This is a genomic window from Streptomyces sp. NPDC031554 (assembly GCF_055580685.1).
The window spans coordinates 260,969-278,704 of sequence record NZ_JBVIKX010000005.1; the positions used below are offsets into that span (position 1 = coordinate 260,969).

The window sequence follows — 17,736 nt, forward strand, 5'->3', positions numbered from 1 at the left end:
TCACCCTGGGGTGACCGGTCCCCGAGGGCGCGCCGGCCCACCGGGTCCCGACCTGCCGGGGCCCTCCGCGCCCGCGCCCTCCGCGCCCGCGCCCTCCGTCTCCGCGCGCGCCGCCCCCGTGCTCTCCGTCTCCGTTTCCGCGTCCCGCGGGTCCTCCGCCTCCGCCCCGCCCCGCAGTTCCGGCGTCGTGGCGGCCACCGCCGTCACCGCGAGGAAACACATCAGACCGCCGGTGACCAGGGCGGTGGCGCCCGAGGACCAGCCGGCGGCGAGGCCACCGCGCAGGTTGCCCAGATGCGGGCCCGCCTGTCCGACGATCGTCTCGGCCGCCGTCACCCGGCCCAGGAGCGAGTCCGGCGTACGGGTCTGGACGATGGTCGTGCGGGACAGGACGGCCACGGCGTCCGCCGCGCCGGCCACCACCAGCACCCCGAGTCCCGTCCAGGCGTCGGTCGTCAGGCCGAACAGGGCGAGGGACACGCCCCACAGGGCCGAGGAGCACAGCATCACCGGCCCCGGCCGCGCCAGCCGGGTCACCGGACCGGAGAGGGCGGTCGCCGTGACACCGCCGACGGCGAGCGCGGACAGGAACAGGCCCAGCGTGCGCGGGTCGTCGCCGAAGCGTTCCGCGTTGACCAGCGGGAAGAGACTGACCGGCATCGCCAGCACGGTCGCGGCCAGGTCCGTCAGCAGGGCGCCGCGCACCACCCGGTGGCCGGTCAGGAACCGCAGCCCGTCCAGCACGCCGTGCAGTCCGGGCCGGGACCTGCCGCCCTCGGGCGGCAGCGCGGGCAGGCCGAAAGCGCCGTAGAAGGACAGTCCGAAGCTGAGGGCGTCCAGCAGGTAGCAGACGCCGAGGCCCCACCAGCCGAGGACCACGCCGGCGACGGCCGGGCCGAGCAGCATCATGGACTGCCCGGTCACCTGGTTCAGCGCGAGCCCCGCGGCCACCTGGTCCTTGGGCAGCAGCCGCGGCACGAACACGCCGGCCGCCGGCCCCCCGACCGCCCCGAACGAGGCCTGCGCCGCGACCAGCGCCAGGATCAGCGCCACGGGCACGTGCCCGGTGAAGCCCTGCACGGCGAGCAGCAGCGAGCACACCGCCTGGCCGACGGTGGCGATCAGGTAGATGCGGCGCCGGTCGGCGCGGTCGACCCAGGCGCCGGCGAACAGCCCCACGCCGACCATCGGCAGCGCCTGCGCCAGCCCGACCGCACCGCTCCACACCGAGCTGTGGGTCATGTCCCACACCTGGTACATGACGGTGACCATGGTCATGAAGCCACCGAGCGTGGAGACGGTGCGCCCGATCAGCAGTCGTCGGAAGACGGGGGAGGTGCGTAGGGGGCGGACGTCGAGGAAGGTCCGGCCGGGACTCATGAAGCCGAGGGGGCGGCGGGCCGCGTCGCGGGTCGATGCACGGCGCGGAGGCTAGCCCGCGCCCGCACGGAACCGCCAGTCGTTTACCGGCCCGCCGGTCGTTCACCGGCCCGGCGGTAGTTCACCGGCCCGGCGGGCCGGTGGTTAGACGGCCCGGCAGGGGTCTTCCCCCGCCGTCCGGCCGTGCTGCCTCACGCCGACTCGCCGATCAGCCTCGCCAGGTGCTCCCGTCCGGCGTCCAGCAGCCCGTCCAGCGGCTCGGCGGCGCCGTACCACCGCTTCTCGTACTCCCAGCACAGCCAGCCGTCCCAGTCGTGCCGGGACAGGACCTCCACGCACTCGGCGAGGGGCAGCACGCCGGCGCCCAGCGCCAGCGGGGTGGTGTCCTCGGCGGAGGCGATGTCCTTGACCTGCACGTATCCGAGATACGGGGAGAGCGCGGCGTAGGTGTCCTGCGGCTGCTCGCCGCCCAGCCAGGTGTGCATCACGTCCCACAGCGCGCCCACCTGCCGGTGTCCGACCAGGCCGAGCACACGCGTCGCGGCGGCACCGGTGCGGTGCGAGCCGTGGGTCTCCAGCAGGATGCGCACCCCGAGGTCGGCGGCGTGCTCGGCGGCGGTGCCCAGCCGTCCGGCGGCGACGGCGTCCGCCTCGGCCGGGTCCTGCCCGTCGGCGCCGCCGGGGAACACGCGGACGTAGGGGGCGCCGAGGTCGTGGGCGAGCGCGGTGAGCGCGCGGACCTCGTCGAGCACCTGCCCGTCGTCCCCCGGAGCGGCGACGCGCGCGTACCCCGCGATCCCGAGCACCTCGACCCCGGCCGACTCGAACCCGGCGGCCACCGCGGCCCGTTCGGCCGGGCCGAGGCCCGGATGCACGGGCTCCTCGGGATGGGCGCGCAGCTCGACACCGTGGTATCCGTGCGTGGTCGCGAGCCGCAGCACGTCGGGGACCGGAAGGCCGGGCACTCCGAGGGTGGAGAAGGCGAGCTTCATGTCCTCGGACCCTACTCGCGAACGGTCCCGACCACGACCGCTGCCCTCTCCGGGACGCCCCTCGGCCCCGCCTCCCCCGACCGTCACGCTCCCGCCTCCCCGGCCGCCACGGTCCTCCGCTCCCGCGTCCCGGGGCTCCCCGGCCCCGTGGTTCTCCGGTCCCGTGGTCCTCCGGCCCCGTGGGGCCTGCTCCCCGGCCGCCACGGTCCTCCGCCCCCGCGTCCCGGGCTCCCCGGCCCCGTGGTTCTCCGGCCCCGTGGTCCTCCGGCCCCGTGGGGCCTGCTCCCCGGCCTTCGCCGCCCGCCGGTTTCCCGGGTCCTGACTCCGCGGCTCCCCGGTCTCGCGGGTCCTGCTTTCCGGCCTCCGCCGCCGCCCCCGTCGCCCCGTCGCCCCCTCGGTCCCTCGGTCCCCTCGGCCCCGCTTCCTCGGCCCCCGCCGTCCCCGGCCCTCTCGGCGGCCCGTCCGTCGCTCAGCCCCGCGGCACCCCCGAGGACCCCCGCACCATCAACTCCCCCCGCACCATGGCGATCTCCCCGGGCGGCGGTTCCTCCCGGCCCATGGCGATCCGGCCCGCCCGTGCCCCCGCCTCGGCCAGCGGCAGCCGTACCGTCGTGAGCGCGGGCACCGCGTCGATGCTGAAGGGCAGGTCGTCGAAGCCGGCCACGGACACGTCCTCCGGGATGCGCAGTCCGGACTCGCGCAGGGCCGCGCACGCGCCGAGCGCGACGGAGTCGTTCGCCGCGACCACGGCGGTCAGCCCCGGGTCCCGCCGCAGCAGCTCCAGCGTGGCCTCGTGGCCCGCGCGCCGGTCGTAACGGCCGTGGACCGTCCAGCGGGGGTCCTCCTCGATGCCGGCCGCGGCCAGTGCCGCCCGGTGGCCCTCCAGCCGGTGCCGGGTGGTGGTGCGCTCCTCCGGGCCCGCGATGTAGCCGAGACGCCGGTGCCCGAGCCCGATGAGGTGCTCGGTGAGTTCCCGGCCGCCGCCGCGGTTGTCGAAGGTGAGCGCGACCGCCCCGGTGTCGGGCGCGGGCGGCCGCCCGCACAGCACGACCCGGGTGCCCGCCCCGGTCAGCCTGCGCAGCTTCGCCGCCACCGCAGCGGCGTGCGGCCCGTCCTCCATGGCCCCGCCGGTCAGCACGACGGCCGCGGCCCGCTGCCGCTGCAGCAGCGTCAGGTAGGTCAGCTCGCGCTCGGGCGTGCCCCCGGTGTTGCAGACCACCGCGAGCCGCTCGCCGCCGGCCCGCCCGCCGGGCCCGCCGATCTCGCCCTGGATGGCGCTCGCCATGATGCCGAAGAAGGGGTCGGCGATGTCGTTGACCAGGATGCCCACCAGGTCGGAGGTGGCCGCGGCGAGCGCGCTCGCGGGGCCGTTGAGCACGTAGTCCAGCTCGTCCACGGCCCGCAGGACCCGTTCCCGGGTCGACGCGGCCACGGGGTAGTTCCCGTTCAGCACGCGCGACACCGTCGCGGGCGAGACCTGCGCGCGGGCCGCCACGTCCGCCAGGGTCACCGTCATCTCGTCGTCCTCCGGTCACGCGTCTCGTCGTACGTCGTCGTTCGCCCTGCAAGACAGCGGACTCGCGTGCCTGGTTCCGGGCGTGTCGAGCAGACCTTACGGCCCCGCACCCGAGTTGTTCGCCCCCTCGAACAACTCGGGGCGGACACGGTCTTGTCCGGACCGCCGGTCAGAGGCTAGCTTCTTCTCACATAGAAAGCGCTTGCTGTGACGCTGATCAGTGCCAAGGCGTACGCGGCGCGCACATCCGCGTACGAGACGCGCGCGCCGCTGCGGGCACCGCCGCGCACGCCGCCGCGTACAACGCCCAAGAAGGGACCGACGTGACACGCAAGACGGTGCGTATCGCCATGAACGGCGTGACCGGACGCATGGGTTACCGCCAGCACCTGGTCCGCTCCATCCTGGCCCTACGCGAGCAGGGCGGTCTCGACCTCGGTGACGGCACCGTGCTGTGGCCGGAGCCGATCCTGGTCGGACGCCGGGAACACGTACTGAACGCGCTTGCCGAGAAGCACGGTCTGGAGCACGTCTCGACGGACCTCGACGAGGTCCTCGCCGACCCGACCGTCGACATCTACTTCGACGCCCAGGTCACCTCCGCCCGCGAGGAGGCGATCCGCAAGGCGATCGCCGCCGGCAAGCACGTCTACACCGAGAAGCCCACCGCCACCGGCCTCGACGGCGCCCTGGAGCTGGCCCGGCTGGCCGGCGCCGCGGGCATCAAGCACGGCGTCGTCCAGGACAAGCTGTTCCTGCCGGGCCTGCTGAAGCTGAAGCGCCTCATCGACGGCGGCTTCTTCGGCCGGATCCTCTCCGTGCGCGGCGAGTTCGGCTACTGGGTCTTCGAGGGCGACTGGCAGGACGCCCAGCGTCCCTCGTGGAACTACCGCGCCGAGGACGGCGGCGGCATCGTCGTCGACATGTTCCCGCACTGGGAGTACGTCCTGCACGAGCTGTTCGGCCGCGTGAGGTCCGTCCAGGCCGTCGCCACCACCCACGTCCCGCAGCGCTGGGACGAGAACGGCAAGCCCTACGACGCCACGGCCGACGACGCCGCCTACGGCATCTTCGAACTCGACGGCGGCACCATCGCCCAGATCAACTCCTCCTGGACGGTCCGCGTCAACCGCGACGAACTGGTGGAGTTCCAGGTCGACGGCACCGAGGGCTCGGCGGTCGCCGGCCTGCGCAACTGCCGCGTCCAGCACCGCTCCGCCACCCCCAAGCCGGTCTGGAACCCCGACATCCCGGCCACCGAGGTCTTCCGCGACCAGTGGCAGGAGGTCCCCGACAACGGCGACTTCGACAACGGGTTCAAGGCCCAGTGGGAGCTGTTCCTCAGGCACGTCTACGCCGACGCCCCCTACCACTGGGACCTCCTGGCCGGAGCCCGCGGCGTCCAGCTCGCCGAGCTGGGCCTCAGGTCCTCCGCCGAGGGCCGCCGCCTCGACGTCCCGGAGATCGCGCTGTGACCATCGAACTCCCGGGCGCGGACGGGACCCTGCGGACCTACGAACCCCGCACGCAACCCCTCGCCGTCACCACCGGCGGCGCCTTCACCTCCCGCACGGTCTTCTCCGCGGCGCACGTCGTCGCGGACCCGTACGCCGACGTGTCCCCCGACTCCCCCGCCGCCGTCGACTGGGACGCCACCCTCGCCTTCCGCCGCCACCTGTGGTCCCACGGGCTCGGCGTCGCCGAGGCGATGGACACCGCCCAGCGCGGCATGGGCCTGGACTGGGCGGGCGCGGCCGAGCTGATCCGCCGCTCCGCCGCCGAGGCCCGGGCGGTGGGCGGCCTGATCGCCTGCGGCGTCGGCACCGACCAGCTCACCGGCCCGGCCTCCCTGGCCGAGGTCCGCGCGGCCTACGAGGAGCAGCTCGCCCTCGTCGAGGCCTCCGGCGCCCAGGCCATCCTGATGGCCTCCCGCGCCCTGGCCGCGGCGGCCGCCGGCCCCGAGGACTACCTCGACGTCTACGGCCACCTCCTGCGCCAGTCCGCCGAACCGGTGATCCTGCACTGGCTGGGCCCGATGTTCGACCCGGCGCTGGAGGGCTACTGGGGCTCGGCGGACCTGGACGCGGCGACGGAGGTGTTCCTGCAGGTCATCGCCGCCCACCCGGACAAGGTGGACGGCATCAAGGTCTCCCTGCTGGACGCCCGGCGCGAGGTCGAGCTGCGCCGCCGCCTGCCGGACGGCGTCCGCTGCTACACCGGCGACGACTTCCACTACCCCGAGCTGATCGCGGGCGACGAGCAGGGCTTCAGCCACGCCCTGCTCGGCATCTTCGACCCGCTGGGCCCGCTGGCGGCGGAGGCGGTGCGGGTCCTGGACACCGGTGACGTGAGCGGTTTCCGCTCCCTGCTGGACCCCACGGTCGAGCTCTCCCGCCACCTCTTCCAGACCCCGACCCGCTTCTACAAGACGGGCGTGGTCCTCCTGGCCTGGCTGGCCGGCCACCAGTCGCACTTCACGATGGTCGGTGGCCTCCAGTCCGCCCGTTCCCTGCCCCACTTCGCCCGCGCCTACGAACTCGCCGACGGCCTGGGCCTGTTCCCCGACCCGAAGCTGGCCGAGGAACGCATGAAGAACCTGCTCGCCCTGTACGGGGTGACGCGGTGACCGGTCTCGAGCGCTTCAGCATCAACCAGATGACGGTGAAGCAGCTGTCGCTGCCCGAACTGGTGGCGGCCTGCACCGACCTGGGCGTCGGCAACGTCGGCCTGTGGCGCGAACCGGTCCAGGCGTACGGCGTGGCGGAGACGGCCAAGCTGGTCCGCGACGCCGGCCTGACGGTGACGACGCTGTGCCGCGGCGGCTTCCTCACGGCCGCCGACCCGGACGGGCGCGCGGCGGCCCTGGCCGACAACCGCCGCGCGGTCGACGAGGCGGCGGCCCTGGGCACCGAGGTGCTGGTCCTGGTCTCGGGCGGTCTCCCGCCCGGCTCCAAGGACCTGCACGGGGCCCGGGAACGCATCGCGGACGCGCTGACGGAACTCGGCCCCTACGCCGAGGACCACGGGGTGAGACTGGCCATCGAGCCCCTGCACCCCATGTACGCCGCCGACCGCTGCGTCGTCTCGACGCTCACCCAGGCCCTGGACATCGCGGAACGCTTCCCCGCCCACCAGGTGGGCGTCACCGTCGACACCTACCACATCTGGTGGGACGACCGGGCCCCCGCCGAGATCGCCCGGGCCGGCGCGTCCGGCCGCATCCACACCTTCCAACTGGCCGACTGGACCACCCCGTTGCCCGAGGGCGTCCTCAACGGCCGCGGCCAGATCGGCGACGGCGCGATCGACATGCGCGAGTGGCAGGCCCACGTCGAGGCGGCCGGCTACACCGGCGCCATCGAGGTGGAACTCTTCAACGACGCCCTGTGGGCCCGGGACGGCCGGGAGGTGCTGGCGGAGACGGCGCGGCTGTTCACGGAGAACCTGGCCCTCTGAGTGAGGGCCGCAGGCCACTCGCACCGTCCGGGGACCGCCGGGCGCCGGAGCCGCTCCGGCGCCCGGCGGTCCCTCTGCGTCAGCGCTCCCTGGCCGCGGCCGGTCTTCGCCCCTCTTCCGGGTGATAGCGCCGAAGTGAATTTCGAAGTACTTTCAAAGTCATGGGTACCGAGAGTGCGGCCGTGAACTTCTCCGAGCTGGTGAACAAGAACAAGCAGACACTGGCCCGGCTCCAGAAATCACCGAGACTGCTGCTGCACCGCAGAGACGGTGAGGACCTGGTCCTCACCACCGCGGCGCGGGCCGAGCAGGACCAGACCGTGGTGTCGGCGGCCACCCGGATGCTGGCCGCGATGGCGCGCAGGGAGCCCGGCAGCACGGAGCTGCTCCTCGACATACTGCCGGACGCCTTCCCGTGGGTCCGTTTCCTGCCCGAGCCCGACCTTCACGCCTTCGCCGTCGAACTGGTCGACACCATGCGCGCCGCCGACTCGATCGGCAACAGCGCCTCCGTCGCCCAGCTGCTCGTCGCCTGGCAGCACACCGCCGAGGTCTACTCCGACCCGGATCTGCTGACCGCGCTGACCCGGGATCACGGCGAGGACTACGGTCCGGTGCCGGACCCGCGGGACGTCGTATGACCGCGGGCCGCGGCGACCGCGCCGCGCCCCCGGCGCCAGAAGGCCACTGGGAAGTCCGCTTCGCGGACGCGGCCTCGGCCAAAGGCTGGGAGAACCTCGCCCAACAGGCCCGCGAGAACACCTACCGAGCCTGGGTCACCATGCGCACCGCCCCCAGGCCGGCCACCGAGACACCCCGGCACCACCGACTCAAGGGCGGTCTGGCGCACGGTGCACACCGCGGACAGACCTGCGAGCAGTGGCAGATCGGGGTGACCGGCGGCGGCCGTGTCTGGTACCTCCTGGACATGACCCGTGACACCTGCTGGATCACCTTCGCGGGCACGGGGCACCCGCGAGCCACGGATCGAAGCTGATCCCGCACAGCCGAGTGAAAAGCGGGCCGTCGACATCACGGCGACGTGATGTCGACGACCCGTCCACGTCACCGCTTCCCGTCCGCCGCCATGATGCCCACGCACTCCTCCAGCGCCGCGTGCAACGCCGGTACGAAGGCGGCGAGTTCGGTGTCCGACGACCGGCCTCCCGCCAGTACGGCGCCGACGACCGTCACCAGGACGGCCGCGGCCTTCAGGGCGTGTACGTCGGCCAGCTCCTCCAGCACGCCGCCGGGGCGCGCGTCCACGAACGCCTCCCTGCCGGTGGCCGGGTCGACGCCGAGACTGCGGAAACGCCGCGCGCTCATGCGGCGGCCTCCGCCGGGACGTGGTCCTGGCCCAGGGCCGCGAGGTACGGCCGCACCAGGGGCAGACCGTCGGCGAGGATCACGTCCGCGGGGCACGGGCGCGGCCGGCACGCGTGGGCCGGGTGGTGCGCGGGGGCGGAGAGGAAGGGGAACGGATCGAGGGCGCGGTGCGCTCCCCGAGGCGGCAGGAAGAGGCTCAGGACGGCGGCCAGTAGGCTGCGCACAGGTCGACTCCTTGTCAGTCGGCTCAGCCCCGGCGCGGAAGCTTCTCCCTTCCCGCCGGGGCGATTTCGTTGGACGGCTCCCATGGTATCGCCTTGTATCGCTACGTAGCGAGACGTATCTCAAAGTGTGTGCAGTTCTCCCGTTGCCTAGCGTCGACTCCATGAACCCCGACGCTGAGATCGACCACGGAGCGCCGCTGACCCCCTACCGGCAGCTGGCCGAGATCCTGCGGGCGCAGATTCAGCGCGGTGACTGGCAGCCCGGGCGGATGCTGCCCAGCGAAGCCCAGCTCGTACAGAAGTACGGGATCGCGCGGACGACCGTGCGGCGAGGGCTCGGCCTGCTGGCCGACGAAGGCTGGGTGTACGCCGTTCCCCAGCGCGGATGGTTCGTCTCGGACCCCCTGCCATCCGCGTGAAGGGGCCGCCCTCCGCAGGATGTGAGCGGACGGGCGGCCCCGGTGGTGTCTGGCGCGCGGGCCGGGTCAGTCGGGCAGGCGGTCCATCAGCCAGGTGCAGAGTTCCTCGGTGATGGCCGTGTGCGCGGTGGTCGTGGACGAGCAGAGGTGGTCGTCCAGCTCGCTCTCCTCCGGCGCGAGGTCGTCGATGTTCGTGTACAGGTCCTTCTGCGTCTCGATGTCGCGGACGGCCACCGCGCTCACCGACGGGACGAAGCAGACCTCCTCGTGCCGCAGGTCGACCGCGCCGCCGAGCTTGCGCATCGCGTCGGCGAGGATCCGGTACGTGTGCAGCGTGCCGCCCGGCGCGCCGTCCAGCTCCGGGAAGTCGCTGGTCGTGATGGTCCTCTCGGCCTTGGGGAACCGCCGGTTGAGGTAGGCGGCCGTCACGTCGGCGCCCTGGTCCTGGGTGTAGAAGGCGGTGCCGGGGTAGATCTTGTCGATCCGCAGCGCGACCTCGCCGGGCTTCACGTCGGGCAGGCCGACCCCGTCGGCGCGGCCGTTGGCGACGGCGATCGTCCTCGGGATCCGCGGCCAGCCGCCGACCCGGTTCAGGGCGTCCAGGAACTCGGTCCGCTCCGGGGCGACCCCGATCTTGCCGGTGTCCTTGTCGTAGTGCCGCCACAGCATCTGGCGCGCGGCCGGGCTGTCCATCTGCTTCGCGAAGCTGTTCGGGAACGGGATGAAGTGCGAGAACGCCTGCACGCCGACGGGGATGGAGGCGCCGCGGTGCGGGCTGTCGTAGGAGAAGTACAGCGCGGTGCGGTGGTCCATCCGCTGCGTCTCCAGCCTGGCCAGCGCGTAGCGGGTGACGATGCCGCCCATGCTGAAGCCGCCGACGACCAGACGGGCGTCACCCCGTTGCTCGGCGACGGTCCGCATGACGGCGGCCTCGACCGCCTGCGCGTTGTCCAGGATGGACGCGCTGCGCTCCTCGAAGCCGAGGAGGATCACGTCCCGGCCGCGCCGGTGCAGCTCGGAGACGAAGGGGTGGCCGCCCTCCAGGCCCTGGTAGAGCTTGTCCAGCTCGCTGCGGCCGAGGTTGAAGCCGTCGGCCATGATCACGGGCCGGACGAGACCGCGGTCCCGGTCGGCGGGGAAGACCCAGGCGAAGCCGTTCGGCAGCTGCCATTCCTCGTGTTCCGGTACCTCGACCGGAGTGGGGGGCTCGGTCGTCAGCGGGTCGGCGAGGGTGAACATGCCGACGTTGGGCTCGGTGGTTTCGGACATGGTCCTGCTCCTTGGGAGGAGAGTGGGGGAGACCCTGTCATCATCACGCCGGTTCGCTCGTCTCGCCGCTCTGACCTGCATGTTTCATCACAACAGGTAGTTTCTCCGGCGTGTGCGTTTGGCCGCCCGGCAGGCACTGGGGGTCAGGCCCGACCGGGGGGCCGATCGACGGACCGGGCACCCCGGAGCTCCCGACACCTCACCCGGTCGCAAGAACGCTTCGCGTCCCTGCGCAAGACCGGACGTCCGTCAGGCGATGTCGTGGACGTTGTGCTCGGTCAGGTCGGATGCGTGCCGGGCGACAGCGCGGTAGTCGGCGTCGTCGTGGAGGACGGTCAGACCGTGGTGGGCCGCGGTGGCGGCGATGACGAGGTCCACCGCGGAGGCGCTGCGATGCTCCCCCGCCTGGGCCATCCGGTGTTGCACCGAGCCGACCCAGCGTCCGGCGTTCTTCGGTACGGACACGTCGGGGTAGAGATCGGTGAACATCTCCGTGATCTCGTCGTACTCACGCCCGTTCCGGGCGCTATGGAGCAATTCGGCGCGCTGGACGTAGCAGGATCCGATGCTCCCGGCATCGATCGCGTCGTACCACGCCGCCTGCAGTTCGGGGTTGCGGAGCAGCCGCACCAGGGCGGACGTGTCGAGCAGGTAGATCACCGGCCGTGCTTCTCCGCGCGGTGCAGACGTTCAGCGTCCTCGACGGCGCCCCAGGCACGTGCACGCTCGAAGTGGCGGCTGATGCGCGCCGCGCGCTCCTGCTGCTCGGCGTAGAAGTTCAGAGCGAGATTGACCGCTTCCTTCTTGGTCCTGACCTTGGACAGAGCCATGGCGCGTTCCAGGGCGTCGTCGTCGATGTCGATCTGGGTCACGGACATACCGCACCTCCTATGAGATGTTGGTTATGTACATGGAAGAGTATGGCACCAACATTTACGGATCCGCTTCTGGAACCGGCTCTCGACCCCGGAGGATCGCGGGCGTTCTGGCGGCGTGAGCAGAAGGCCGAGGGGCCCAGTCCACCGACCGGGCCCCTCGAAGCGTCTCCGCACCTCACCCCGTCAGAAGAACACCCCGCACCGCAGCAGCACGTTCGCGTACGGCCGGGCCTCGCCCGTGCGCACCACCAGGCGGGCCCCCGCCGACAGCCTCTTCAGCTCCTCGTGCGGGACCAGGGCCAGGTCGGGGAAGTGCGCGTCCAGCAGGCCGGCCGCCGCCGGGTTCGCCTCCCGCACCTCGGACGCCGCCGTCGCGCCCTCCACGACCAGCTCGGCCAGCAGGCCCTCCACCACCTCCGCGAAGGAGGGGATCCCGGGGAGGAAGGCGAGGTCCACGACGCGCGGGCCCTCCGGGATCGGCATGCCCGCGTCGCACACCAGCACCCCGTGCCCGTGGCCCAGCTCGGCCAGCGCGCCCGCGAGGTGACGGTTGAGTATTCCGGTCCTCCTCACAGCGCCTCGACCTCCGCCGCCGTGGGGAACGACTCCTGCGCGCCCCGCCGCGTCACGGCCACCGCACCCACCCGTGCCGCGTACGCCGCGGCCTCCGCGAGCGGGGAGCCCGCGCCCAGCCGCCACGCCAGCGCCGCCGTGAAGGAGTCGCCCGCCCCGGTGGTGTCCACGGCGCCGACCTTCACCGCCGCCACCCGCTCCACGCCCTGCGCGGACGCCACCAGCGCCCCCTCCGGCCCCAGCGTCACGACCACGGACCTCGGTCCCTTCGCGAGCAGCGCCCGTGCCCAGTCCTCGGGGCGCCCGTCCGCCCCCGCCTCCCCGAGGATCACCTTCGCCTCATGCTCGTTGACGATCAGCGGGTCGCAGGCCGCCAGCACCTCGGCGGGCAACGGCCGCGGCGGCGACGGGTTCAGCACGAAGCGGCTGCCCGGCGCCAGGTTCCGGACGACCTCCACGACCGTCTCCAGCGGGATCTCCAGCTGGGCCGACACCACGCGGGAGGCGTGGAGCAGGCCGGCGGCGGCGCGGACGTCGTCCGGGGTCAGGCGCCCGTTCGCGCCCGGCGACACCACGATGCTGTTGTCGCCCGACGGGTCCACCGTGATCAGTGCGATCCCGGTCGGCGCCCCGCCCGCCAGCACCCCCGCGGTGTCCACCCCGGCCGCCCGCTGCGACTCCAGCAGCAGCCGGCCGTACGCGTCGTCGCCGATCCGGGCCAGCAGCGCCGTACGGGCGCCGAGACGGGCGGCCGCCACCGCCTGGTTGGCGCCCTTGCCGCCCGGGTGGACGGCCAGGTCCGAGCCGAGGACCGTCTCGCCCGCCGCCGGGCGCCGTTCGACGCCGATCACCAGGTCGGCGTTGGCCGACCCCACGACCAGGAGGTCGTAGTCGTACATGAAACTCTCCTGTGTACGTCGTACATGCCGTACGTGACGTGAGGCGGGCGGAGGGGGCGGGCCCCGGTTCCCCGGCCGCCCGCCCGCTCCGCCCGCCTGCCGGATGTCAGCCGCCGAAGCCGGCCACGTTCTCCTTCGTGACCACCTTCACCGGCACCTTCACCATGTCCGCGACCTTCTCGCCCTTCAGCGCCTTGAGGGCGTTGTCCACGGCGATCCTGCCCAGCTCCGAGGGCTGCTGCGCCACCGACGCGTAGAGCGTGCCGTCGCCGACCGCGGTCAGGCCGTCCGGGGTGCCGTCGAAGCCGACGACCTGGACGGACCTGCCGGCCTTGGAGCCGAGCGCCTTGACCGCGCCGAGCGCCATCTCGTCGTTGGCGGCGATGACGCCCTGGACGTCCGGGTGGGCCTGGAGCAGGTTCGACATCACGTCGAGGCCCTTGGTGCGGTCGAAGTCGGCCGGCTGCTGGGCGAGCACCTGGATGCCGGGGTAGGCCTTCAGGCCCTTGGCGAAGCCCTCGGCGCGCTCGCGGGCCGCGGAGGTGCCCGCCTGGCCCTGGAGGATCACGATCTTTCCGGTGCCGCCGAGCTTCTCGGCGACGGTCCGGGCGGCGAGTTCACCGCCGGACACGTTGTCGGAGGCCACCAGCGCCTCGGTGGTCGCCTTGTTGACGCCGCGGTCGACCGCGACGACCGGGATCTCCGCCTTGCCGGCGGCGCGCACGGCCGGACCGGCCGCGTCGGAGTCCACCGGGTTGACGACGATCGCGTCGTAACCGGAGCTCGTGAAGTTCTGGAGCTGGTTGGCCTGCTGCGAGGCGTCGTTCTGCGCGTCGGTGACGGTCAGGTCGACGCCCAGCTTCTTCGCCTCGGCCTTCGCGCCCGACTGGATCTGCACGAAGAACGGGTTGTTGAGGGTCGACAGCGCCAGCCCGACCTTCGGGTTCGCGGTCGAGGAGGTGCCGCCGTGCAGGAAGGAGGTCGCGCCGACCACGGCCACGGTGACGACCGCGGCGAGCCCGTACGTGGCCGCCTGCCGGCCCTTGCCGCCGCCCGTCCCGGCGGCCACCGGGGTCGCCCCCGCCTTGCGCCGCACGGTGTCCAGCAGCACGGCCAGCGCGATGACGACACCGATGACGACCTGCTGCCAGAACGCCGACACCGACAGCAGGTTGAGGCCGTTGCGCAGCACGGCCAGGATCAGCGCGCCGATCAGGGTGCCGGACGCCTTGCCGGTGCCGCCCGCCAGGGAGGCGCCGCCGATGACGACCGCGGCGATCGCGTCCAGCTCGTAGCCGTCGGCGGCCTGGGGCTGCGCGGAGGACAGCCGGGAGGCGAGCACCACGCCCGCCGCCGCCGCGAACACGCCCGACAGCGCGTAGATGGCGAGCTTCTGCCGCTTCACCCGCAGGCCCGACAGGCGCGCGGCCTCCTCGTTGCCGCCGATGGCGTACATCGAACGGCCGATGTAGGTGCGGCCCAGGACGAACGCGGCGAGCAGGCCCATGACGATCATCACCAGCACGGGCACCGGCAGCCAGCCGCCGAGCGTGTCCCCGAGGTGCGAGACGGAGTCGGGGAAGGCGATCGGGGAGCCCTCGGAGATCACCAGCGACAGACCGCGCGCCACCGACAGCATGGCGAGCGTCGCGATGAACGGCGGCAGTTTGCCGTAGGCGATGAGGAAACCGTTCACCAGGCCGGCCGCGATGCCGGTGGCGACGGCCAGGACGACCGCGAGGACGACCGGCACGCCGTGCGAGGTGGCGCTCCAGGCGAGGACGGTCGCCGACAGCGCCGCCACCGAGCCGACCGACAGGTCGATGCCCGCCGAGACGATCACGAAGGTCACGCCGAAGGCGAGGATGGCGGTCACGGCCGCCTGGACACCCACGTTGAGCAGGTTGTCCGTGGTGAGGAAGTCGCCCGACAGCGCCGACATGGCGACGACGAGGACGATGAGCGCGGTGAGCGCCCCGTTGTCGAGCAGCAGGCGGCGCACCGCCGCGGCGCCGCCACCGGCGCCCGTCGTGCTCTTGAGCGTGTCAGCGGCCACGGCCGGCCTCCACTTCAGTGGTCGTAGGGGTGGTAGGGGTCGGGGTCGTGGGGGTGCTCACGGCGAGAGCCATCACCGCGTCCTGGGTGGCCTCGCCCGCCGGGAGTTCGCCGGCGAGGCGGCCCTGGGCCATCACCAGCACCCGGTCGCTCATGCCGAGCACCTCGGGCAGGTCGCTGGAGATCATCAGGACGGCGGCCCCGGCGGCCGTCAGCTCGTTGATGAGCTGGTAGATCTCCACCTTGGCGCCGACGTCGATGCCGCGCGTGGGCTCGTCGAGGATCAGCACCCGGGTGTCGGCCAGGAGCCACTTGCCGATGACGACCTTCTGCTGGTTGCCGCCGGACAGCGTGCGCACCTGCTGGCCGAGCCCGGCCATGCGCACGCCGAGCTGTCCGGCGATGCGGCCCGCGGCCTCGTGCTGCCCCTTGAGGTCGACGAGCCCGGCACGGGTGGCCGAACGCAGGGTCACCAGGCCGAGGTTCTCCTCGACGGAGGCGTCCAGCACCAGCCCCTGCCCCTTGCGGTCCTCCGGCACCAGCCCGATCCCGGCGGCCATGGCCGCGCCCACGTCGTGGCGGGGCAGCCGCGTGCCCGCCACCCGCACGGTCCCGTGGTCGTAGGGGTCCGCCCCGAAGACGGCCCGGACGACCTCGGTACGGCCCGCGCCGACCAGCCCCGCCACTCCGACGACCTCGCCGGCCCGCACCTCGAAGCTGACGTCGTGGAAGACGCCGTCCCGCGTCAGCCCCTCGACGGACAGCAGGGCGGCGCCGGCCCCGGCGCGCTCGCGCGGGTACTGCTGCTCGATGGAACGGCCCACCATCAGGCGCACCAGCTCGTCCTCGGGCGTGGATGCCGGGACCTGCCCGACGCTCCGGCCGTCCCGGATGACCGTGACCCGGTCGCCCAGGGCCGCGATCTCCTCCAGGTGGTGGGTGATGAACACGATGCCCACGCCGTCCTCACGCAGCCTGCGCACGATGGCGAAGAGCTTCTCGACCTCCTCGGAGGTGAGCACGGCCGTCGGCTCGTCCATGATCAGCACGCGCGCGTCCAGGCTCAGCGCCTTGGCGATCTCGACCATCTGCAGGCGTGCGATGCCGAGGTCACGCACCCGCGTGCGGGGTGACACGGTGACGCCGACCCGCTCCAGCAGGACGGCCGCCTCGGCCTCCATCCGCTTGCGGTCGATCATCCCGAACCGGCGCGGCTGGCGCCCCAGGAAGATGTTCTCGGCGACCGTCAGGTCGGGGACGAGGTTGAACTCCTGGTAGATGGTGGCGATCCCGAGCCGCTCGGAGTCCTGAGCCCCGTGGATGCGCACCTCCTCGCCGCCGGCCAGGATCCGCCCGGCGTCGGGCGTGTAGGCGCCGGAGAGCATCTTAATGAGGGTGCTCTTGCCCGCGCCGTTCTCACCGAGCAGCACGTGCACCTCGCCCCGCCGCAGGTCGAAGTCGACGCTGTCGAGCGCGACCACCCCGGGGAAGGTCTTGCGTATGCCTTCGATGCGCAGCAACTCGTCCGCGTTGCTCACGACTGGCTCCTGTTCCTCGCTGAGTTCTCGCCGGTCTCGCCGGTCTCGCCGGTCCGGCCGGTCTCGCCGGTCCGGCCGGTCTCGCCGTTCCCTCCGGGACGGCCCGTCCCGCCGGTGTCGCCCGTCCCGCCGCACGAGCGGCGCACGACCAGGCGGGCGGGGAGGGTGACGGACCGCGGGGTCCGCCCCTCGATCCGGTCGACCAGCGCGCGCACGGCCGCGCGTCCCAGCTCGCCCGTCGGCTGGGCGATGGCGGTGACCGGGGGATCGGTGTGCACGAACCACGGGATGTCGTCGAACGCGGCGAGCGCGATGTCGTCGGGAACCCGCAGCCCACGCGCGCGTACGGCGTCCAGCGCGCCCAGCGCCATCAGGTTGTCGGCGGCGAACACGACCTCGGGCGGCTCGGGCAGGTCGAGGAAGCCCTCGGTCACCCGCCGGCCGCTCTCGGCCTGGAAGTCACCCTGCCCGATGTAGGCGTCCGGGAGGTCGATGCCGCAGGCGCCCAGCGCCTCGCGGAAGGCCTCCACGCGCTCGCTGCCGGTGGTGGTGGCGGCCGGGCCCGCGATGATCGCGAGCCGGCGGTGCCCCAGCCGGTGCAGGTGCGCCACCAGGTCCCGCACGGCGGCCCGCCCGTCGGCCCGGACGACCGGCACGTCCACGCCCGGTATCCACCGGTCGACGAACACCATCGGGGTCCCCGCGCGCGCGGCGTCCAGCATCAGCGGCGAGCCGCCGTCGGTGGGGGAGACCAGGAGGCCGTCGATCCGGCGGTCCAGCAGGGTCCGTACGTGGTGGTCCTGGAGATCGGGCCGCTCGTCGGCGTTGCCGATGATGACGCTGTAGCCGAGCGCGCGGGCCTCCTCCTCGACGGAGCGGGCCAGCTCGGTGAAGTAGGGGTTCATCACGTCGCTGATGACCAGGCCCAGGGTGCGGGTCTGGTCGGTGCGCAGCGACCTGGCGACGGCGTTCGGGCGGTAGCCCAGGGCCTCGACGGCGGCCAGCACGCGCGTGCGTGCGTCCTCGCTGACCGACGGATGGTCGTTCAGGACGCGCGAGACCGTGGCGACGGAGACGCCCGCCCCGGCCGCGACGTCCTTGATGCTCGCCATCGCCGCTCCACCTCCTTGTGGAATCGTTTACATGTGCGTCACGGAGGATTGGAATCGATTACACGGGTGGCGCGCAAGACCCTGAGACCGGATCGTGAT

General features: G+C 73.0%; 19 protein-coding genes. 6 read left to right on the forward strand and 13 right to left on the reverse strand.

The window, feature by feature from the left end:
• The 3 genes from ACZ5FU_RS15930 to ACZ5FU_RS15940 all read right to left on the reverse strand — a co-directional run bounded on the left by ACZ5FU_RS15930 (window position 1) and on the right by ACZ5FU_RS15940 (window position 3,888).
• On the reverse strand, window positions 1–1,380 hold the full coding sequence (locus ACZ5FU_RS15930; RefSeq protein ID WP_468835322.1) for an MFS transporter: 1,380 nt from the start codon (window positions 1,378–1,380) through the stop codon (window positions 1–3).
• 191 nt (window positions 1,381–1,571) lie between these two features.
• Window positions 1,572–2,372, reverse strand: a complete 801-nt coding sequence (locus tag ACZ5FU_RS15935; protein ID WP_468835319.1) for a sugar phosphate isomerase/epimerase family protein — start codon at window positions 2,370–2,372, stop codon at window positions 1,572–1,574.
• Window positions 2,373–2,841: 469 nt separating this feature from the next.
• Window positions 2,842–3,888 carry a LacI family DNA-binding transcriptional regulator gene (locus ACZ5FU_RS15940; protein ID WP_468835317.1) on the reverse strand — a complete coding sequence of 349 codons (1,047 nt, stop codon included), beginning with the start codon at window positions 3,886–3,888 and terminating at the stop codon, window positions 2,842–2,844.
• Window positions 3,889–4,211: 323 nt separating this feature from the next.
• Between ACZ5FU_RS15940 and ACZ5FU_RS15945 the strand changes: the two genes are divergently transcribed.
• The 5 genes from ACZ5FU_RS15945 to ACZ5FU_RS15965 all read left to right on the forward strand — a co-directional run bounded on the left by ACZ5FU_RS15945 (window position 4,212) and on the right by ACZ5FU_RS15965 (window position 8,341).
• Entirely contained in the window at window positions 4,212–5,363 is a 1,152-nt protein-coding gene (locus tag ACZ5FU_RS15945) for a Gfo/Idh/MocA family protein (protein WP_451526607.1), read from the forward strand.
• Window positions 5,360–6,514 (forward strand): dihydrodipicolinate synthase family protein, encoded by a 1,155-nt coding sequence (locus tag ACZ5FU_RS15950; RefSeq protein WP_451526608.1) that lies wholly within the window; start codon window positions 5,360–5,362, stop codon window positions 6,512–6,514. Before ACZ5FU_RS15945 ends, ACZ5FU_RS15950 begins: the two co-directional genes overlap by 4 nt.
• Window positions 6,511–7,344 carry a sugar phosphate isomerase/epimerase family protein gene (locus ACZ5FU_RS15955; protein ID WP_469045458.1) on the forward strand — a complete coding sequence of 278 codons (834 nt, stop codon included), beginning with the start codon at window positions 6,511–6,513 and terminating at the stop codon, window positions 7,342–7,344. Before ACZ5FU_RS15950 ends, ACZ5FU_RS15955 begins: the two co-directional genes overlap by 4 nt.
• 161 nt (window positions 7,345–7,505) lie before the next feature.
• Window positions 7,506–7,985 (forward strand): hypothetical protein, encoded by a 480-nt coding sequence (locus ACZ5FU_RS15960; RefSeq protein WP_451775969.1) that lies wholly within the window; start codon window positions 7,506–7,508, stop codon window positions 7,983–7,985.
• The gene (locus ACZ5FU_RS15965) at window positions 7,982–8,341 is read left to right on the forward strand and encodes a hypothetical protein (RefSeq protein WP_469045459.1); all 360 of its coding nucleotides are present in this window, start codon (window positions 7,982–7,984) and stop codon (window positions 8,339–8,341) included. Before ACZ5FU_RS15960 ends, ACZ5FU_RS15965 begins: the two co-directional genes overlap by 4 nt.
• 68 nt (window positions 8,342–8,409) lie before the next feature.
• Here ACZ5FU_RS15965 and ACZ5FU_RS15970 read toward each other — a convergent pair whose 3' ends face one another.
• Together ACZ5FU_RS15970 and ACZ5FU_RS15975 are read right to left on the reverse strand one after the other, a co-directional pair.
• Window positions 8,410–8,670 carry a hypothetical protein gene (locus tag ACZ5FU_RS15970; RefSeq protein ID WP_451775966.1) on the reverse strand — a complete coding sequence of 87 codons (261 nt, stop codon included), beginning with the start codon at window positions 8,668–8,670 and terminating at the stop codon, window positions 8,410–8,412.
• Complete coding sequence (locus ACZ5FU_RS15975; RefSeq protein WP_469045460.1) at window positions 8,667–8,894, reverse strand: hypothetical protein; 228 nt, start codon at window positions 8,892–8,894, stop codon at window positions 8,667–8,669. The genes ACZ5FU_RS15970 and ACZ5FU_RS15975 overlap by 4 nt, the downstream gene beginning before the upstream one ends.
• 161 nt (window positions 8,895–9,055) lie before the next feature.
• On the opposite strand from ACZ5FU_RS15975, the gene ACZ5FU_RS15980 reads away from it, so the two are divergent.
• Window positions 9,056–9,313 (forward strand): GntR family transcriptional regulator, encoded by a 258-nt coding sequence (locus ACZ5FU_RS15980; RefSeq protein WP_468644061.1) that lies wholly within the window; start codon window positions 9,056–9,058, stop codon window positions 9,311–9,313.
• Window positions 9,314–9,379: 66 nt separating this feature from the next.
• On the opposite strand, the gene ACZ5FU_RS15985 is transcribed toward ACZ5FU_RS15980, so the two are convergent.
• The 8 genes from ACZ5FU_RS15985 to ACZ5FU_RS16020 all read right to left on the reverse strand — a co-directional run bounded on the left by ACZ5FU_RS15985 (window position 9,380) and on the right by ACZ5FU_RS16020 (window position 17,637).
• Window positions 9,380–10,582 (reverse strand): esterase/lipase family protein, encoded by a 1,203-nt coding sequence (locus tag ACZ5FU_RS15985; protein WP_451775960.1) that lies wholly within the window; start codon window positions 10,580–10,582, stop codon window positions 9,380–9,382.
• 249 nt (window positions 10,583–10,831) lie between these two features.
• Entirely contained in the window at window positions 10,832–11,242 is a 411-nt protein-coding gene (locus ACZ5FU_RS15990) for a PIN domain-containing protein (RefSeq protein ID WP_468835307.1), read from the reverse strand.
• On the reverse strand, window positions 11,239–11,460 hold the full coding sequence (locus ACZ5FU_RS15995) for a type II toxin-antitoxin system VapB family antitoxin (RefSeq protein WP_451526616.1): 222 nt from the start codon (window positions 11,458–11,460) through the stop codon (window positions 11,239–11,241). The genes ACZ5FU_RS15990 and ACZ5FU_RS15995 overlap by 4 nt, the downstream gene beginning before the upstream one ends.
• A 183-nt stretch (window positions 11,461–11,643) precedes the next feature.
• Window positions 11,644–12,033 (reverse strand): D-ribose pyranase, encoded by a 390-nt coding sequence (gene rbsD, locus ACZ5FU_RS16000; protein ID WP_451775951.1) that lies wholly within the window; start codon window positions 12,031–12,033, stop codon window positions 11,644–11,646.
• Window positions 12,030–12,932 carry a ribokinase gene (locus tag ACZ5FU_RS16005; protein ID WP_468644055.1) on the reverse strand — a complete coding sequence of 301 codons (903 nt, stop codon included), beginning with the start codon at window positions 12,930–12,932 and terminating at the stop codon, window positions 12,030–12,032. The genes rbsD and ACZ5FU_RS16005 overlap by 4 nt, the downstream gene beginning before the upstream one ends.
• Before the next feature lie 106 nt (window positions 12,933–13,038).
• Window positions 13,039–14,988: an ABC transporter permease/substrate-binding protein gene (locus tag ACZ5FU_RS16010; RefSeq protein WP_451526619.1), complete on the reverse strand. Its 1,950-nt coding sequence runs from the start codon at window positions 14,986–14,988 to the stop codon at window positions 13,039–13,041.
• Window positions 14,978–16,525, reverse strand: a complete 1,548-nt coding sequence (locus ACZ5FU_RS16015; RefSeq protein ID WP_468644052.1) for a sugar ABC transporter ATP-binding protein — start codon at window positions 16,523–16,525, stop codon at window positions 14,978–14,980. Before ACZ5FU_RS16015 ends, ACZ5FU_RS16010 begins: the two co-directional genes overlap by 11 nt.
• Window positions 16,522–17,637 carry a LacI family DNA-binding transcriptional regulator gene (locus ACZ5FU_RS16020; protein ID WP_468835302.1) on the reverse strand — a complete coding sequence of 372 codons (1,116 nt, stop codon included), beginning with the start codon at window positions 17,635–17,637 and terminating at the stop codon, window positions 16,522–16,524. The genes ACZ5FU_RS16015 and ACZ5FU_RS16020 overlap by 4 nt, the downstream gene beginning before the upstream one ends.
• Window positions 17,638–17,736: the final 99 nt, after the last annotated feature.

Bases quoted from the DNA above. Each gene is read 5' to 3' on its own strand.
- ACZ5FU_RS15970 (WP_451775966.1), bottom strand. From the start codon at position 8,670: ATGAGCGCGCGGCGTTTCCGCAGTCTCGGCGTCGACCCGGCCACCGGC.
- ACZ5FU_RS15985 (WP_451775960.1), bottom strand. From the start codon at position 10,582: ATGTCCGAAACCACCGAGCCCAACGTCGGCATGTTCACCCTCGCCGAC.
- ACZ5FU_RS16005 (WP_468644055.1), bottom strand. From the start codon at position 12,932: ATGTACGACTACGACCTCCTGGTCGTGGGGTCGGCCAACGCCGACCTG.
- ACZ5FU_RS15930 (WP_468835322.1), bottom strand. From the start codon at position 1,380: ATGAGTCCCGGCCGGACCTTCCTCGACGTCCGCCCCCTACGCACCTCC.
- ACZ5FU_RS15935 (WP_468835319.1), bottom strand. From the start codon at position 2,372: ATGAAGCTCGCCTTCTCCACCCTCGGAGTGCCCGGCCTTCCGGTCCCC.
- ACZ5FU_RS15960 (WP_451775969.1), top strand. From the start codon at position 7,506: ATGGGTACCGAGAGTGCGGCCGTGAACTTCTCCGAGCTGGTGAACAAG.
- ACZ5FU_RS16020 (WP_468835302.1), bottom strand. From the start codon at position 17,637: ATGGCGAGCATCAAGGACGTCGCGGCCGGGGCGGGCGTCTCCGTCGCC.
- ACZ5FU_RS15965 (WP_469045459.1), top strand. From the start codon at position 7,982: ATGACCGCGGGCCGCGGCGACCGCGCCGCGCCCCCGGCGCCAGAAGGC.
- ACZ5FU_RS15940 (WP_468835317.1), bottom strand. From the start codon at position 3,888: ATGACGGTGACCCTGGCGGACGTGGCGGCCCGCGCGCAGGTCTCGCCC.
- ACZ5FU_RS15995 (WP_451526616.1), bottom strand. From the start codon at position 11,460: ATGTCCGTGACCCAGATCGACATCGACGACGACGCCCTGGAACGCGCC.
- ACZ5FU_RS15980 (WP_468644061.1), top strand. From the start codon at position 9,056: ATGAACCCCGACGCTGAGATCGACCACGGAGCGCCGCTGACCCCCTAC.